Raw genomic sequence first — 16,255 nt, forward strand, 5'->3', positions numbered from 1 at the left:
CCTACGAGATCGGAACTAGCCCGACGGTCCCGTGTCTTCGATGATCGGCCCGAACAGTTCCCAGCGTTCGCCGTTGAACTTCATCATCTGCATCTGCTTGTTGACGCGGAAGTCGTTTGGCCCGGTGTTGATCTTGATGCCGGGCAGCGCGAAGCTCGGCGTGAAGTCCTTGATGTTGGCGACCTGCTTCATGATGTTCTCACGCGTCAGGTCGTCGCCGCATTGCTTCAGGACCTGCACCAGCAGCTCCGCCACCGAATAGGCGTAGGTGTTGACGGTGTTGAGCTTGTCGCCTTCCGGGAAATACTTGTCCATGAAGGCGAAGAAGGCCTTCACGCCGGGATCGTCCTTCCACTGGGGATCGCTGGGCTCCTTGCCATATTGGGTCGAGATGATGCCCTTGGAGATGTCGAGGCCGGCCGGCTTCAGCGTCGCCGAGATCGGGCTCGCATTGATGTCGAGGATGTGCACCGGCGTCCAGCCGAGGTCGGCGAGCTTCTTGATCGCCTGTGCTGCGAATTTCGGCGTCGAGGCATCGAAGAACACGTCGACGCCCATCGACTTCAGCTTGACCACCTGGGAATCGACCGTCGGGTCGGTGACCTCGTAGGAGACCTCGCCGACGATCATGCTGGCAGCCTTGTCGCCGAGGCCGCTCTTGAGGCCCGCGAGATAGTCGCGGCCCATGTCGTCGTTCTGGTAGAGCACGCCGATCTTGGCGTTCGGATGCTCCTTGAGAATGTACTTGGCGTAGATGCGCCCCTCGGACACGTAGTTGGGATTGTAGGCGATGGTCCAGGGATAGTTCTGGGGATCGTTGAAGCGGGCCGCGCCGGTCGAGGCCAGCAACTGCGGCACCTTCTTGCCGTTGAGATATTTTTGCACGGCGGCATTGGCCGCGGTGCCAATGAGCTGGAAGGTGAACAGCACCTCGTCGCCCTCGACGAGCTTGCGCACCTGCTCCACCGTCTTCGGCGGCGAATAGGCGTCGTCATACTGGATCAGATTGATCTTGCGGCCGTTGATGCCGCCCTGATCGTTGATCATCTTGAAGTAGGCGGCCTGGGTCTTGCCGATATTGGCGTAGACGGAGTAGGCGCCGGAGAACGGCACGGTCTGGCCGATCTTGATCTCGGTGTCGGTCGCCCCGGTGTCGTACTTCTTTTGGGCGAAGGCTTCGCTTACGAAGGCTTGGTTCGCGGAGAACGCGAAGGCGAGCGCTGCCGTGGCAGCTAAGAAGGCTCTGCGATTGGTCATGTTGGTTGTTCCTCCTGACGGAATTTTCGGCCGATGGTCTTTTCCCGTCGATTGCAACGGTCGCCATCGCTGCCGAAGATTGTGGAGGAAGCTTCGCCGCCGCGCAAGGATCGCGGCGCTGCGCCCTAGCGTCTCAGGCCGATGAGTCCTGGCTCCGACGTCTCAGGCCAGGAACAACGCGACCAGCGCGACGGCCGCCGGCAGCGCCTGCACCATCAGGATGCGGCTGCTGACGGTCGCGGCGCCATAGGCGCCGGCCACGATCACGCAAAGCAGGAAGAACACCTTGATCTGGAATGCGAAGGCCGGGCTGCCGTGGACGAGACCCCAGATCAGGCCCGCGGCGAGGAAGCCGTTATAGAGGCCCTGGTTGGCGGCCAGCACCTTCGTGATCTCGGCCTTCTCCGGCGTGTTGCGAAACACCTTCAGGCCCTGCGGCTTGTCCCAGAGGAACATCTCCAGGATCAAGAAGAAGACGTGCAGTGCGGCGACCAGCGCCACCAGGATATTGGCGATCAGGATCAAGTTGAGCTCCCCCCAGCGTCAGCTTTCGGGTGGACGATAGCACGGCCGGCATGGCAAGTGCGATGGGTGTGTTTCGATGCAATGGTGCCGCGATGCCCGCTCGACCAACCAAGACGCCTGAACGCTTCGGCCTCGATCGCCTGGTGACGCCGATCGGCGTCGCGCTGCTCGTTACCGATGCGGAGGGCGCCTTGCGGGCGCTCGACTGGGAGGATTACGAGCATCGCATGCGCGAATTGTTGCGCCTGCATTATGGCGCAGTGGATATGAGCGATCAGCCCGCGCCGACGGCGACGCGGACGGCGCTATCGGGTTATTTCGACGGCGATCTCGGTCAGCTCTCGGCCATCGCATGGCGCATCGCCGGCACGCCGTTCCAGCAGAAGGTCTGGAACGCGCTGGCTCACATCCCCGCCGGCACCACGATGAGCTACGGCGCGCTGGCAGCAAAGATCGACATGCCAAAAGCCATTCGCGCCGTCGGTCATGCCAACGGCTCCAATCCGATCAGCGTGGTGCTGCCCTGTCACCGCCTGATCGGCGCTGACGGTTCGCTGGTGAAGTACGGCGGCGGGCTCGAGCGCAAACGCTGGCTGCTGCGGCATGAGGGGGTGCAGGTTCGAGAGTCCATTTGAGAATGTGTTGAGCGAACCGCGCCCATGACCGCACCTACCTCATGGACGCTGCCCTGCTGCAACCGAATCCGTCAGACTTTCGACGTCATCACCTTCTGAACTATTGTCCAGGTCCCGTTCACCTTCAAGCACGACAGCAGGTCCGTGAAGGAGCGGGGCGGAATGCGCAATTTGACTTTTAAAAGCGCGAGCTCGCTTTCAACGTCTATTGATAGGATCTGATCTTCTCGCTCGAAGCCCTGTTGCTTCGGAGCTTTCGTGTTGCGGACCACTGCCAGCCAGGACGCAATCGGCGTCACGCCCAATTTGCCGTCCTCGGCCACCTTCGTCACGGAACTCGACGGGTGAAATATGGATGCAAACTTTTCAGCATCCATTTCATAGGCAGCGTCGAAATAGGTCTGCGCAAGCGAGCGCAAGGCGGGGACGTCCGTATCCATTGTCATCCTCAAAGCTTTTGCACCGGACTCATTCATGCGGTCCGGCCAGCTGCCGAGCGTCGACCTGCCCCACACGCAGAAGCAGTGCAGGTCGTCTCCCGTGCTTGCGCAAAAACCTACGGCAAGGTGACTTATGAGACTAGGCGTCTTGAATGGCATGGGCTCATGAGTGATATTCATGATGATGACAGACGAAATGAACGACCTCGCCGCGTTTGCAATCGTGGCCCGTGAACGAAGCTTTACACGCGCTGCGATAAAGCTGGGTGTGTCGCAGTCTGCCTTGAGCCACACGATCCGGAGGCTTGAGCAACGGCTCGAGCTGAAGCTGCTCGCTCGAACGACCAAGAGCGTTGCACCGACCGCTGCGGGAGCAGCTCTCTTGGAAGATCTGTCTCCGGCACTTGAGCAAATTCGTCATGCCCTCGACAAAGCCCAAAGCATTCGGCGCCGGCCCGAAGGTCGCCTTCGAATTGTCATGTCGCGATCGGCTGCGGTGATGGTACTGTTACCGCGGCTCAGAGCTTTCGCTGAGGCCTACCCCGACATCGTTCTGGACGTCGTCACCGTCACTGGCCCAGTGGACCTCGTTGCAGGCGAGTTCGATGCCGGTATTCAGCTTGGCGAGTACATTCAAAAGGACATGATCGCGGTTCGCGTCACGCCCGAACTGCGATTGGCGGTCATAGGGTCGCCGCGCTATTTCGCTTCACGGCGCATCCCCGAAAAGCCGAGGGATCTGAGCGATCATCGGTGCATTACCCTGCGCCTCGCAGGTGGTCCATATCGGTGGGAGTTTGAGCAAGGCCGAAAGTCGGTCACGATCAACGTGAATGGCCCGCTCATCATTGACGACACTCACCTGGTGATTCAGGCGGCGCTCGCCGGAGTTGGTATCGGCCTAGCCTATGAAGAGCAGGTCGCCGAACATATTGCGAAGCGCCGTCTTATTCGGGTGCTGGAGGATTGGACGCCCCCAATTCCCGGCTTCTTCATGTATTATCCCAGTCGTCAGCATCAACCAGCCGCGCTGTCTGCGCTCGTGAACGCGCTACGGCACTCTGAACAAAAGTCGGCGCGACGATAGTTAGGGGTCAGGGCCCATTAGCCGCGAGCGCGGAGTGACGAACGAAAGTCACGCCGCCGGCTGGACCGCCTTGTCGCCGGCCATCACATGGGTCAGCGCGCTCTTGATCGCGGCCTGGCGGGTCGGCGCGCTGATCTGCGCGCCCAGGAGGTCGGTGACGTAGAACACGTCGCGCGCGCGCTCGCCGAAGGTCGCGACATGGGCGGACGCAATGTTGAGGTTGAGCTTCGAGATCGCGGTGGTCAGCTCGTAGAGCAGGCCGGGCCGGTCGAGGCCGGAGACCTCGATCACGGTGTAGCGGTCGGACCATTGGTTGTTGATGGTCACTTCCGGCTCGATCACGAAGGGCTTTGCCTTGCTGCGCACGGTGCGGCGCGCCACCACTTCGGGCAGGCGCAGCTTGCCCTCCAGCACGTCCTCGATCATCTCGCCGATGCGGGTGGCGCGCCGCCCCTCGTCCTCGTCGCGGTCGTATTCCCTGGAGATCGAGATGGTGTCGAGCGCGCGGCCGTCGGTCGTGGTGTAGATCTGGGCGTCGACGATGTTGGCGCCGGCCGAGGCGCAGGCGCCGGCGATGATCGACAGCAGCCAGGGATGGTCGGCCGCGAAGATCGTCAGCTCGGTGACGCCGCGCACCTCGTCGAAGCCGACATTGATCGCGAGCTTGTGGCCGGCCTGTTCGCTGGAGCGGACGAAGCGGGCGTGGCGGATTTTTCGCGGCAGCTCGACCTTGAGCCAGTAGGCCGGATAGTGCCGGCCGATATAGGCATCGAGCTCCTCCGCCGGCCATTCGGCGAAGGCATTTCGGAATTCGGCGTAAGCGGCGGTGAGGCGCTTGCCGCGGTCGACCTCCGAGAAGCCGCCGGTCAGCACCGGCTCGGTCTCGTAATACAGCGAGCGCAAGAGTTGCGCCTTCCAGCCGTTCCACACCCCGGGACCGACGCCACGGATGTCGGCGGTGGTCAGGATCGTCAGCAGCTTCATCTGCTCGACCGACTGCACCACGGCGGCGAAATTCTCGATGGTCTTGCGATCCGAGAGGTCGCGCGACTGCGCGACCGTAGACATCGTCAGATGCTCCTCAATCAGCCAGGCGATGAGCTCGGTGTCGGCCGGGCTGAACCCTAGCCGCGGGCACAGCCGCCGCGCTACCTTGGCGCCGGCGATCGAGTGGTCCTCCGGCCGGCCCTTGGCGACGTCGTGCAGCAGTGTTGCGATGTAGATCACCGACCGGTGCTCGGGCCGGGATTTGCGCATCAGGTCGCTGGCGAGGGTGAACTCCTCGATGCCGCCGCGCTCGATGTCCTGGAGGAAGCCGATGCAGCGGATCAGGTGCTCGTCGACGGTGTAGTGATGATACATGTTGAACTGCATCATCGAGACGATCTTGCCGAAGGCACGGATGAACTGGCCGAGCACGCCGGTCTCGTTCATCCGCCGCAGCACGATCTCGGCGTTGTCGGAGGTCAGGATCTCCATGAACAGCCGGTTGGCCTCGGGATTCTCGCGCATCTGCGCGTTGATCAGGCCGAGCGACCGCGTCACGTCGCGCATCGCATCCGGATGGAAGGCGAGGTTGTTCTTCTGCGCGAGACGGAAGATGCGGATCAGATTGACCGGGTCGTGCTTGAACACGTCGGGTGCGGCAACGTTGATGCGGTTGTTGTCGACGATGAAGTCGTCGCTGTCTGGGACGCGCCGCTTCGCCGCGGTCGGCCGCAGCCGCGCCATCATCCGACTCAAGACCGGCGCGGGCTTGGCCTGCTGGTCCTCGAGCTTGGCGCAGAGGATGGCGGTGAGGTTGCCGACTTCCTTGGCGACCAGGAAGTAATGCTTCATGAAGCGCTCGACATCCTGCATGCCGGGATGCGAGGTGTAGCCGAGCCGCACCGCGATCTCGCGCTGGAGGTCGAACGAGAGACGCTCTTCGGCGCGGCCGGAGTAGAAGTGCAGATTGCAACGCACCGACCAGAGGAAATCGGCGCAGCGGCGGAAGCTGCGGTATTCCTGCGCATCGAACACGCCGCGCTCGACCAGCTCGCCGGTGTCGCGGACGCGGTAGACGTATTTGGCGATCCAGAACAGCGTGTGCAGGTCGCGCAAGGCGCCCTTGCCGTCCTTGACGTTGGGCTCGACCAGATAGCGCGACTGGCCGCCGCGGCGGTGCCGCTCTTCGCGCTCGGCGAGCTTGGCTGTGACGAATTCCGACGCGGTGCCCTGCACGACCTCCTTGTCGAAGCGTGCGACCAGCTCCTCATAGAGCGGCTTGTCGCCGGTGAGGAAGCGCGTCTCCAGGATCGCGGTGCGGATGGTCATGTCGCCGCGCGCCTGCCGGATCGACTCGTCCACTGATCGCGTGGCGTGGCCGACCTTCAGCCCCATGTCCCAGAGGCAATAGAGGATCGCTTCGGCGACCTGCTCGCCCCAGGCGGTCTGCTTGTAGGGCAGGATGAACAACAGGTCGATGTCGGATTCGGGCGCCATCAGGCCGCGGCCGTAGCCGCCGGTCGCGACCACCGCCATGCGCTCGGCACCGCTCGGGATCGGCGAGCGGTAGAGATGGCGGGTCGCCGCCGAATACAGGATGCGGATGATCTCGTCCTGCACGTGACAGAGCCGCTCGGCGCAGCGACGGCCGTGGCGGTCCTTCAGGAGGATTTCCTGTGCCGCGGCGCGTGCCGCGATCAACTCGGCCTTGAGCAATTGCGCCATGGCCGTGCGGAACGCGTCCTCGCGTCCCTGGTGCTTTTCGGCGAGCGCATCGACCGCGGCGGTGATCCGCGCAGTGTCGAAACGATCGTCCACCTCGGCCTTGTGCTCAGTCGCGACGCTGTCCATGTCTCACCGGATATAAGAGGTGACAGGCGCTGTCACCCGCCATTCTCTGGCAATAGTCGTTCCATGCTGGAAAGGCCCGGCTTTGGGCAAATCTGTTCTCGGCCGGCGCGCTTTCGAAGGGCGGATTTTCTCGTTGACCTCTAGATATAACTCATTGAAAAACAATGAAGTTTTGGAGGAGGCTGGGCATGACCGGACTTACACGACGCATTCTGTTGGCGGGAGCGGTTGCGCTCGCCGCGACCCCCGCGGCCAAGGCGGCTGATCCGCTCAAGGAAATCCGCATCGACTGGGCGACTTACAATCCGGTGTCGATGGTTCTGAAGCAGAAGGGGCTCCTGGAGAAGGAGTTCGCCAAGGACGGCATCACCGTCACCTGGGTGCAGTCGGCCGGCTCCAACAAGGCGCTCGAGTTCCTCAATGCCGGCTCGATCGATTTCGGCTCGACCGCGGGTTCGGCGGCGCTGGTCGCCCGCATCAACGGCAACCCGATCAAGTCGATCTATGTCTATTCGCGCCCTGAGTGGACGGCGCTGGTGACATCGAAGGATTCCAAGATTGCCGGCGTGGCCGACCTCAAGGGCAAGCGCGTCGCGGTGACGCGCGGCACCGATCCGCACATCTTCCTGGTGCGCGCGCTGCTCGGGGCGGGCCTCACCGAAAAGGACGTCACCCCGGTGCTGCTCCAGCACGCCGACGGCAAGATCGCGCTGATCCGCGGCGACGTCGATGCCTGGGCCGGCCTCGATCCGATGATGGCGCAGGCCGAGGTCGAGGAGGGCGCAAAGCTGTTCTACCGCAAGGCCGACGCCAACACCTGGGGCATCCTCAATGTGCGCGAGCAGTTTTTGAAGGACCATCCCGACGCTGCCCGCCGCGTCCTCGCGGTGTATGAGGAGGCGCGCAAATATTCGCTGGCCAATTACGACGAGCTGAAGAAGACCTTCATCGCGGTCACAAAACTCCCCGAGGCCGTCGTCGACAAGCAACTCAAGGAGCGCACCGAGCTCACCCACAGCCGCATCGGCGCGCCGCAGCGCGAGTCGATCCTCGCCGCGGGACTTGCCCTGCAACAGGCGGGCGTCGTCGATGCCAAGGTCGACGTGAAGGCGACGCTCGACGCGTTAATCGATGACCAGGTCCCGCTGCCGACGAATTGATCTCTCTCTTACCCTCCCCTGGAGGGGGAGGGTCGATCGCGCGCAGCGCGAGCGGGGTGGGGTGATCTCTCCGCTCGGGCACCGTCTGTCGCGGAGAGACTGTCACCCCGCCCCGTCTCATATTTCGCTGCGCTCAATATGAGCCGACCCTCCCCCTCCAGGGGAGGGTAAGAGGCTCCTTGCAATCCCCAATCAGACGCGCTTGCTAATGGCCATGATCTCCGACGCGCCAGCCTTGCAACAATCTTCGGAACCCGCCGAAAGCGTAGCCGCGCCCTCGCGCATGGCGCGCTATGCGCGGCCGATGCTGGGACTGCTGCTGCCGCTCGCGCTCGCGCTCGGCTGGGAGCTCGTGGTGTGGCTTGGTTGGTCCAACGGCCGGCTGGTGCCGCCGCCGTCGCGCGTCTTTGCTACCATCGCCGAACTTGCCCGCTCCGGCGAGCTGGTCCGCCACGTCATAGCGACGCTGTGGCGCGTCGGGCTCGGCTTCGCCTTCGGCGTGGTCGCGGGCACGTTGTTGGGGGCCGTCTCCGGCTATTGGTCGCTGGCGCGCCGGCTGCTCGATCCGACCGTGCAGGCGCTGCGCGCGATTCCCTCGCTCGCCTGGGTGCCCCTGTTCATCCTCTGGCTCGGCATCTTCGAGACCTCGAAGGTCGCGCTGATCGCAGTCGGGGTGTTCTTTCCGGTCTATCTCGGCGTGATGGGCGCGATCCTCTCGGTGGATCGCAAGATCGTCGAGGTCGGCCGCACCTTTCGCCTCTCCGGCTTCGCCATGATCCGCCGCATTCTGCTGCCGGCGGTGCTGCCGGCCTATGTGGTTTCCCTGCGCGTCGGTCTCGGCCTCGGCTGGATGTTCGTGGTCGCAGCCGAGCTGATCGGCGCCTCCGAAGGCCTCGGCTATCTCCTGCTCGACGGCCAGCAGCTCGGTAAGCCCGCGCAGATCCTCGCCGCCATCGTGATCTTCGCCATCCTCGGCAAGCTCACCGATTGGCTGATCGAGGTAGCCGCCGCACCTTTCCTGCGCTGGCAGGACGCCTTCGGGCGCGCGAAGGGAGCTTGAGGCGATGCTGGCGCTCGACCGGGTCAGCAAGACCTATCCCAACGGCGTGCAGGCGCTTTCGCGCTTCTCCGCCGAAATCAGGCTGGGCGAGATCATCGCCATCATCGGCGGCTCCGGCTGTGGCAAGTCCACGCTGCTGCGTGCCATCGCCGGCCTCGATCGCGCCAGCGCGGGCACGGTGACGCTCGACCATGAGGCGATCGTCTCGCCGCACGCCAAGATCGGCATCATCTTCCAGGAGCCGCGGCTGCTGCCCTGGCTCAGCGTCGCCGACAATATCGGTTTTGGACTCGCCGATCTGCCCGCGGCCGAGCGCCGCGAGAAGGTCGCGCGTGCGCTCGAACGCGTCGGGCTGGCGGAAAAGGCGCAGGCCTGGCCGCGCGAACTCTCCGGCGGACAGGCGCAGCGGGTTGCGATCGCACGCGCGCTGGTGCCGCAGCCGGAGGTGCTGCTGCTGGACGAGCCGTTCTCCGCGCTCGATGCCTTCACCCGCAGGGATCTCCAGGATCATTTGCTCGACCTCTGGGCCGATACGCGGCCGACGCTCATCCTCGTCACACACGACGTCGACGAGGCCGTGGTGCTGGCCGACCGCGTGCTGGTGATGCGGCCGCGGCCGGGCCGGTTGTTCGACCAGATCGAGATCAATCTCGGACGGCCGCGCGACCGCAATTCGCCGCTGTTCGAGAATTTCAAGCGAAGTGTGCTGACGTCACTCGACCGTTCGCTTGACCGCAACGTGCCCGACCGTGACGCAACCCAGGGTCCCGGTCAGGCCATGTGGTGGTGACAATTTCGCTCTGAACCGGTACATCGAGGGGCAATTTTCCGGGAGAGAACGAAAATGGACGCTGCAGAGCTGCGCCAGATGCAGGCTCCGATCAAGGAGCGCTACAAGACCGATCCCAAGACCGCACTGATCACGCTGAAGGCCAAGGGCTCCACCGACAGCGATGGCATCGCCTGCAAAGTCGAGACCGGCCGCGCCATCGCGCTTGCCGGCCTGCATCCGGCGACCGGCGGTTCCGGCCTCGAGCTCTGCTCCGGGGACATGTTGCTTGAGGCGCTCGTCGCCTGTGCCGGGGTCACGTTGAAGTCGGTCGCGACTGCGATCGAGGTGCCGCTCAAGACCGGCAACGTCTATGCCGAGGGCGATCTCGATTTCCGCGGCACGCTCGGCGTCGACAAGGAGACCCCGGTCGGCTTCGCCGAGATCCGTCTGCGCTTCGAGGTTGACACATCAGCGCCGCAGGACAAGCTCGATCTGCTGCTCAAGCTGACCGAGCGCTATTGCGTGGTCTATCAGACCATCAAGAACGGCCCGAAGGTGTCAGTGTCGATGCAGCGGATGTGAGTCTCTCACCCTCCCCTGGAGGGGGAGGGTCGATCGCGCATAGCGCGAGCGGGGTGGGGTGATCTCTCCACTCGGGCACCGTCGCCGTTGAGAGACTGTCACCCCATCCCGTCTCATATTTCGCTGCGCTCAATATGAGCCGACCCTCCCCCTCCAGGGGAGGGTAAGAAGCCAAAAATGTCCCCCGATCTCTACTTCCTCGTCTTCCTTGTCCTGCGCATGGCGATCGCGGCGGCGTTCGTCGTGACGGCCTCAATCATCACCGAGCGCTCGGGTCCGGTGATCGGCGCGCTGGTCGCGACCCTGCCGATCTCGGCCGGCCCCTCCTACGTCTTCCTCGCGCTCGACCACGATGCCGCCTTCATCGCGCAGGGGACGCTGGCGAGCCTCCCGATCAATGCGGCGACGATCTTCATGTGCCTCATTTATGTCGTGCTGGCGCAGCGGCACAGTTTCGCGGTGAGTTGTGGAAGCGCGGTCGCCGTCTGGATCGTACTTGCCTCGATCATCCGCCAGTTCGACTGGTCGCTCACCGCGGGGCTGGCCGCCAATCTGATCGCATTCGGCATCTGCATTCCGCTCCTGGCGGGCTATCGCCATGTGAAGATGCCGCTTGTCACGCGCAGCTGGTACGACGTGCCGATGCGGGCTGCACTGGTCGCGACCCTGGTCGCCATCGTGGTCTCGACTTCGGGCTGGGTCGGCCCCCGCATCAGCGGCATCATCGCGCTGTATCCCGTGGTGTTCTCCAGCATCATGGTGATCCTGCATCCGCGCATCGGCGGCCCGCCGACCGCGGCCGTGCTCGCCAACTCCGCCTGGGGACTGCTCGGATTCGGCACGGCGATTGCCGTCTTGCACGTTGCAGTCGTGTCATTCGGCTCGGCCGTCGGTCTGTGTCTTGCGCTCGGCACCTGCATCGCCTGGAATCTGACGCTGTGGGGAATCGGCCGACGTGCGATGCACAAGGCGCGGTTAGAGCCGTGAGACCACTGACACGCGCGACATCGCGTCGCGAAAGGACATGTCGGAGACCGCATCTCATGCCGACAGGCAACGCAGCATCGTCCCAAGCCATTGAATGAGAAATGTCGCAGGGGCGCGGATGGCGGCTCTTGACGCCCGCCGGATCGTTCCCAGCCCTGCTGGTTTCCGACATTTCTATTAGAACTTTGTTCGAGCTTTTCCCGTACGAAGTATCGCGTATTTCGAGATGGAGATTGTTTGATGTTCGGTCGCAAGTCCCACAGCGGTGCACAAGGACGGCTCGACGCCATAGGCCGTTCGCAGGCTATGATCGAATTCAATCTCGATGGCTCGATCATCACGGCCAACCAGAATTTTCTCGACGCCCTCGGCTATCGGCTTGACGAGATTCAGGGCAAGCATCACTCCATGTTCGTGCCGGCCGACCAGCGCGATACCGCCGAGTACAAGGCGTTCTGGGCTGCATTGAACCGTGGCGAGTATCAGGCGCGCGAGTTCAAGCGGATCGCGAAGGGTGGCCGCGAGGTCTGGATCGAAGCATCCTACAATCCGGTGCTCGACGGCAACGGCAAGACGGTGATGGTCGCCAAGATCGCGACCGACATCACGGCGAAGAAGATCCGGAGCATGACGGATGCGTCGAAGATCGCCGCGATCAGCCGTGCCCAGGCCGTCATCGAATTCAAGCTCGACGGCACCATCGTCACCGCCAACGAGAATTTCTGCAAGACGCTCGGCTATTCGCTGGCCGAGATCGAGGGCAAGCATCACAGCCTGTTCATGCCGCAGGCCGACCGCGACGGCGCGGCCTATCGCGGGTTCTGGGCTGCGCTCAACCGCGGTGAATACCAGGCCGGCGAGTTCAAGCGCATCGGCAAGGCCGGCCGAGAAGTGTGGATCCTCGCCTCCTACAACCCGCTGCTCGACGAGAACGGCAAACCTTACGGCGTCGTCAAGTTCGCAACCGACGTCACCGCGGAGAAGCTGAAGAACGCCGATCTCGCCGGTCAGATATCGGCGATCGACAAGGCCCAGGCCGTGATCGAATTCAACATGGACGGCACGATCATCGCCGCCAACGCCAACTTCCTCGGCGCGCTCGGCTACTCGATGGCCGAGATCAAGGGCAAGCACCACAGCATGTTCGTCGAGCCCGCGGAGCGCGACGGCGCGGCTTATCGCGAGTTCTGGGCCGCGCTCAACCGCGGTCAGTACCAGGCAGCCGAATACAAGCGCATCGGCAAGGGCGGCAAGGAGGTCTACATCCAGGCCTCCTACAACCCGATCCTCGATCTCAACGGCAAGCCGTTCAAGGTCGTGAAATATGCCACCGACACCACGCGGCAGGTGCTGGTCCGCATGGGCAACGAGCGCGTGCGCGGCATGATGGAATCGGTCGCCGCCGGTTCGGAGGAGCTGAACGCTTCGGTGCGGGAGATCTCCGAGGCGATGACCAAGTCCCGCGAGACCGCGATGAGCGCGGTGGAGCAGGTCGCCTCAGCCGACGCTCAGGCCCAGCGCCTCACCGAGGCGGCGCAGTCGATGAGCGGCATCGTCGAGATGATCAACAGCATCACCGGCCAGATCAACCTCCTGGCGCTGAACGCCACGATCGAATCCGCACGCGCCGGCGAAGCCGGCCGCGGCTTTGCGGTGGTCGCCTCCGAAGTGAAGAGCCTCGCCAATCAGGCCAAGCAGGCCACCGACAAGATCGGCCAGGAGATCGGCAGCCTCAACGGCATCTCCGGCGACGTCGTCAGCGCGCTCGGCTCGATCAAGCAGGCGATCAACAATGTCAGCGAATACGTGACATCGACCGCCGCTGCCGTCGAGGAGCAGAGCACGGTGACGAACGAGATGTCGACCAGCATGCAGCGCGCGGCGGCGGAGGCGGCGGCGATCGCGGCAAGGGCGTAGCCAGGCGCACAGTCATTCCGGGGCGCCTCGAAGAGGCGAACTACGGTGCGCAGTTGCGCACCTGAGAATCTCGAGATTCCGGGTCTGTCCTTCGGACCATCCCGGAATGACGGTCTGATCTATGCCTTCGGCAGCTTGGCCTTCAACGCATACAACGCATCCAGCGCCTCGCGTGGCGACATCTCGTCCGGATGCAGCGCTCTCACCGCTTCCATCAATAGGTCCGCCTCGCTCGGCGGCGCGGCTTCCGCCGCTGCGCGTGAGGGCACCGCGAACAGCGGCAGATCGTCCACCAGCGCCCGTGCGGTCTGGCCGCGGTCCTGCGCCTCCAGCTTGGAGAGCACCGACTTCGCGCGCGTGATCACGGCCGGCGGCAGGCCGGCGAGCTTGGCGACCTGGATGCCGTAGGAACGATCGGCCGAGCCCGGCAGCACCTCGTGCAGGAATACGACATTGCCCTGCCACTCCTTCACCCGCACCGTGGCGTTGAACATCCGCGGCAGCTTGGCCGAGAGCGCGGTCAGTTCGTGATAATGCGTGGCGAACAGCGTGCGGCAGCGATTGCTTTCGTGCAGATGCTCGATCGCAGCCCAGGCGATCGAGAGACCGTCGAAGGTCGCGGTGCCGCGGCCGATCTCGTCGAGGATCACGAGTGAGCGCTCGCCGGCCTGGTTCAGGATCGCCGCCGTCTCGACCATTTCGACCATGAAGGTGGAGCGACCGCGGGCGAGATCGTCGGCGGCGCCAACGCGCGAGAACAGCCGGTCGATGATGCCGATCCGCGCGCGCGTGGCCGGCACGAAGCTGCCGATCTGGGCAAGCAGGGCAATCAGCGCGTTCTGACGCAGGAAGGTCGATTTACCGGCCATGTTGGGACCGGTGAGCAGCCAGAGCTGGCCGGACTTTTGCGCCGGGCTTGGTGAGAGGTCGCAGGCATTGGCGATGAACGGCTCGCCATTGCGCTTCAGGGCCTGCTCCACCACGGGATGGCGGCCGGCCTCGATTGCGAAGCCGAGCGAGTCGTCCACGTCCGGCCGCACATAGTTATCGTCGACTGCGAGCTTGGCCAGTGAGGTCGCGACGTCGAGCAGCGCAAAGGCATGGGCGGCGGCGCGCAGATCGTCGCTGATCGCCATGGCCTTGGCTGACAGCCGCTCGAAAATCTCGAGCTCGAGCCCGAGGGCGCGGTCGCCGGCATTGGCGATCTTGGCTTCGATCTCCCCCAGCTCGGAGGTGGTGAAGCGCACCTGCCCCGCCAGCGTCTGGCGATGGATGAAGGTGGCATTCAGCGGCGCCGACATCAGCTTGTCGCCGTGCTGGGCGGTGACCTCGACGAAATAGCCGAGCACGTTGTTGTGCCGGATCTTCAGGCCTTTCACGGACGTCGTGTCGGCGTAGCGCGCCTGCATCGAGGCGACGACGAGACGCGAGGCATCGCGCAGGTTTCGGGCTTCATCGAGCGCGGGCTCATAGCCCTGTCGAACGAACCCGCCGTCGCGCTTGATCAGCGGCAGCTGTTCGTCGAGCGCGCTGGCGAATTCGGTCGCGAGCTCGCGCGAGGGTCTCTGCAACGCCGCCATCACCACCGCGATCTCCTGCGGCGGCTGATCGAGCTCGCCAAGCCGCGCCAGCACCTGGTCGGCGGCGATGATGCCGTCGCGCAGACCTGCGAGGTCGCGCGGGCCGCCGCGGCCGACCGAGAGACGCGCCAGCGCGCGCGACATGTCGGGAGCGCCGCGCAGGATGCTGCGGATGTCTTCGCGCGCGGCGGAATCGGCGACGAAGGTACTGACCGCATCGAGCCGGCGCGCGATCCCCGGTGCATCCGTCAGCGGCGCGGCCAGACGTTGAGCCAGCAGACGCGAGCCCGCCGAGGTCACCGTGCAGTCGATCGCATCGAGCAGCGAGCCGCGACGTTCGCCTGCGAGCGTCCGGGTCAGCTCGAGATTGGCGCGTGTGGCCGGATCGATCGCCATGGTCGCGCCCGAGGCTTCGCGCGCGGGCGGCGACAGCGGCGGATGCTTGCCGACCTGGGTGCGGTCGACATAGGTGACGGCTGCCGCTGCTGCGGTGGCCTCCAGCCGCGTCAGTTGCGCCAGCCCGTCCATGGTCGCGACGGCAAAATAATCGCACAGTCGCTTCTCGGCAGTGGCGCCGTCGAAGACGTCGCGCGTCAGCGGGGTCACCGCCGGCAGCTCGCGCAGGGTCTGTCCGAGCTCGTTGTCGTTATAGAGCGCGTCGGTGACGATGGCCTCGTTCGGGTTGATGCGCGCCAGCGTCGCGGCGAGCTCGCCGCCCGAACATTCCATCACGGTGAATTCGGCGGTCGAGATGTCGATCCAGGCGAGGCCGAAGCGGTCGCCGCCGGCAGACGAACGCGCCCGCGCGATCGCGAGCAGATAATTGTTGGCGCGCGCATCGAGCAGCGTGTCCTCGGTCAGCGTGCCCGGCGTCACAAGCCGCACCACGCCGCGGCGGACCACGCTCTTGTTGCCGCGCGCCTTCGCGGCAGCGGGATCTTCGGTCTGCTCGCAGACCGCAACCCGATGCCCAGCCGAGATCAGGCGGTGCAGATAGTCCTCGGAGCGCTCGACCGGCACGCCGCACATCGGGATGTCGGCGCCTTGATGCTTGCCGCGCTTGGTCAAGACGATGCCGAGCGTCCTGGAGGCGATCTCGGCGTCCTCGAAGAACAATTCGTAGAAATCGCCCATCCGGTAGAACAGCAGCAGGCCCTGATGCGCCGCCTTGATCTCCAGGTACTGTTCCATCATCGGCGTGACGCGCGCGATCGCTTCCGCCGGCGAGGCGGGCGCTTCGTCGGGAGGCGGTACTTGTATCGGCTGTTGCATGGTCATGGGCGGCGCAACCTACAAAATTTCGCCTCCTGCTCCTATCGCTTTGGCCGGGAAGGGGAGGTTTTCCACGTTGTCCGCATTGCGGCATGCGTGGTCGGCGTGTGGCCCCCTCGGAACACGCGTGTATCGGTCGATTG

At 64.4% G+C, this 16,255-nt stretch carries 13 protein-coding genes; 8 read left to right on the forward strand and 5 right to left on the reverse strand.

Annotated elements, in window-relative coordinates; translation table 11 throughout:
- Positions 1-15: 15 nt before the first annotated feature.
- Positions 16-1,257 carry an ABC transporter substrate-binding protein gene (locus tag RAD04_RS26750; protein ID WP_461626176.1) on the reverse strand — a complete coding sequence of 414 codons (1,242 nt, stop codon included), beginning with the start codon at positions 1,255-1,257 and terminating at the stop codon, positions 16-18.
- 162 nt (positions 1,258-1,419) lie between these two features.
- A complete protein-coding gene (locus RAD04_RS26755; RefSeq protein ID WP_461626331.1) occupies positions 1,420-1,776 on the reverse strand; it encodes a DUF1304 domain-containing protein in 357 nt (118 codons plus the stop codon).
- A gap of 98 nt (positions 1,777-1,874) precedes the next feature.
- Here RAD04_RS26755 and RAD04_RS26760 point away from each other — a divergent pair, with 98 nt between their 5' ends.
- On the forward strand, positions 1,875-2,417 hold the full coding sequence (locus RAD04_RS26760) for a methylated-DNA--[protein]-cysteine S-methyltransferase (protein WP_461626177.1): 543 nt from the start codon (positions 1,875-1,877) through the stop codon (positions 2,415-2,417).
- A gap of 71 nt (positions 2,418-2,488) precedes the next feature.
- On the opposite strand, the gene RAD04_RS26765 is transcribed toward RAD04_RS26760, so the two are convergent.
- Complete coding sequence (locus RAD04_RS26765) at positions 2,489-2,857, reverse strand: nuclear transport factor 2 family protein (RefSeq protein WP_461626178.1); 369 nt, start codon at positions 2,855-2,857, stop codon at positions 2,489-2,491.
- Positions 2,858-3,038: 181 nt separating this feature from the next.
- Here RAD04_RS26765 and RAD04_RS26770 point away from each other — a divergent pair, with 181 nt between their 5' ends.
- Entirely contained in the window at positions 3,039-3,944 is a 906-nt protein-coding gene (locus RAD04_RS26770) for a LysR family transcriptional regulator (RefSeq protein WP_461626332.1), read from the forward strand.
- A gap of 48 nt (positions 3,945-3,992) precedes the next feature.
- Here the strand turns inward: RAD04_RS26770 and RAD04_RS26775 are convergent, their stop codons facing one another.
- On the reverse strand, positions 3,993-6,782 hold the full coding sequence (locus RAD04_RS26775; protein WP_461626179.1) for a [protein-PII] uridylyltransferase: 2,790 nt from the start codon (positions 6,780-6,782) through the stop codon (positions 3,993-3,995).
- 188 nt (positions 6,783-6,970) lie between these two features.
- Here RAD04_RS26775 and RAD04_RS26780 point away from each other — a divergent pair, with 188 nt between their 5' ends.
- From RAD04_RS26780 to RAD04_RS26805, 6 genes are all read left to right on the forward strand, one after another.
- Entirely contained in the window at positions 6,971-7,942 is a 972-nt protein-coding gene (locus RAD04_RS26780) for an aliphatic sulfonate ABC transporter substrate-binding protein (protein ID WP_461626180.1), read from the forward strand.
- 214 nt (positions 7,943-8,156) lie between these two features.
- Positions 8,157-9,002, forward strand: a complete 846-nt coding sequence (locus RAD04_RS26785; RefSeq protein WP_461626333.1) for an ABC transporter permease — start codon at positions 8,157-8,159, stop codon at positions 9,000-9,002.
- A gap of 4 nt (positions 9,003-9,006) precedes the next feature.
- Positions 9,007-9,792 (forward strand): ABC transporter ATP-binding protein, encoded by a 786-nt coding sequence (locus RAD04_RS26790; RefSeq protein WP_461616250.1) that lies wholly within the window; start codon positions 9,007-9,009, stop codon positions 9,790-9,792.
- Positions 9,793-9,846: 54 nt separating this feature from the next.
- On the forward strand, positions 9,847-10,356 hold the full coding sequence (locus tag RAD04_RS26795; RefSeq protein ID WP_461626181.1) for an OsmC family protein: 510 nt from the start codon (positions 9,847-9,849) through the stop codon (positions 10,354-10,356).
- A gap of 177 nt (positions 10,357-10,533) precedes the next feature.
- The gene (locus RAD04_RS26800) at positions 10,534-11,343 is read left to right on the forward strand and encodes a hypothetical protein (RefSeq protein WP_461626182.1); all 810 of its coding nucleotides are present in this window, start codon (positions 10,534-10,536) and stop codon (positions 11,341-11,343) included.
- A gap of 240 nt (positions 11,344-11,583) precedes the next feature.
- Positions 11,584-13,260 (forward strand): methyl-accepting chemotaxis protein, encoded by a 1,677-nt coding sequence (locus RAD04_RS26805; RefSeq protein WP_461626183.1) that lies wholly within the window; start codon positions 11,584-11,586, stop codon positions 13,258-13,260.
- A 119-nt stretch (positions 13,261-13,379) separates the two neighbouring features.
- Here RAD04_RS26805 and mutS read toward each other — a convergent pair whose 3' ends face one another.
- Entirely contained in the window at positions 13,380-16,118 is a 2,739-nt protein-coding gene (mutS, locus tag RAD04_RS26810) for a DNA mismatch repair protein MutS (RefSeq protein ID WP_461626184.1), read from the reverse strand.
- Between the last annotated feature and the right edge of the window lie 137 nt (positions 16,119-16,255).

This window comes from Bradyrhizobium sp. 25ACV, from assembly GCF_054863005.1.

Bases quoted from the DNA above. Each gene is read 5' to 3' on its own strand.
- RAD04_RS26750 (WP_461626176.1), bottom strand. From the start codon at position 1,257: ATGACCAATCGCAGAGCCTTCTTAGCTGCCACGGCAGCGCTCGCCTTC.
- RAD04_RS26795 (WP_461626181.1), top strand. From the start codon at position 9,847: ATGGACGCTGCAGAGCTGCGCCAGATGCAGGCTCCGATCAAGGAGCGC.
- RAD04_RS26805 (WP_461626183.1), top strand. From the start codon at position 11,584: ATGTTCGGTCGCAAGTCCCACAGCGGTGCACAAGGACGGCTCGACGCC.
- RAD04_RS26790 (WP_461616250.1), top strand. From the start codon at position 9,007: ATGCTGGCGCTCGACCGGGTCAGCAAGACCTATCCCAACGGCGTGCAG.
- RAD04_RS26770 (WP_461626332.1), top strand. From the start codon at position 3,039: ATGATGACAGACGAAATGAACGACCTCGCCGCGTTTGCAATCGTGGCC.
- RAD04_RS26760 (WP_461626177.1), top strand. From the start codon at position 1,875: ATGCCCGCTCGACCAACCAAGACGCCTGAACGCTTCGGCCTCGATCGC.
- RAD04_RS26800 (WP_461626182.1), top strand. From the start codon at position 10,534: ATGTCCCCCGATCTCTACTTCCTCGTCTTCCTTGTCCTGCGCATGGCG.
- mutS (WP_461626184.1), bottom strand. From the start codon at position 16,118: ATGACCATGCAACAGCCGATACAAGTACCGCCTCCCGACGAAGCGCCC.
- RAD04_RS26780 (WP_461626180.1), top strand. From the start codon at position 6,971: ATGACCGGACTTACACGACGCATTCTGTTGGCGGGAGCGGTTGCGCTC.
- RAD04_RS26775 (WP_461626179.1), bottom strand. From the start codon at position 6,782: ATGGACAGCGTCGCGACTGAGCACAAGGCCGAGGTGGACGATCGTTTC.
- RAD04_RS26765 (WP_461626178.1), bottom strand. From the start codon at position 2,857: ATGGATACGGACGTCCCCGCCTTGCGCTCGCTTGCGCAGACCTATTTC.
- RAD04_RS26785 (WP_461626333.1), top strand. From the start codon at position 8,157: ATGATCTCCGACGCGCCAGCCTTGCAACAATCTTCGGAACCCGCCGAA.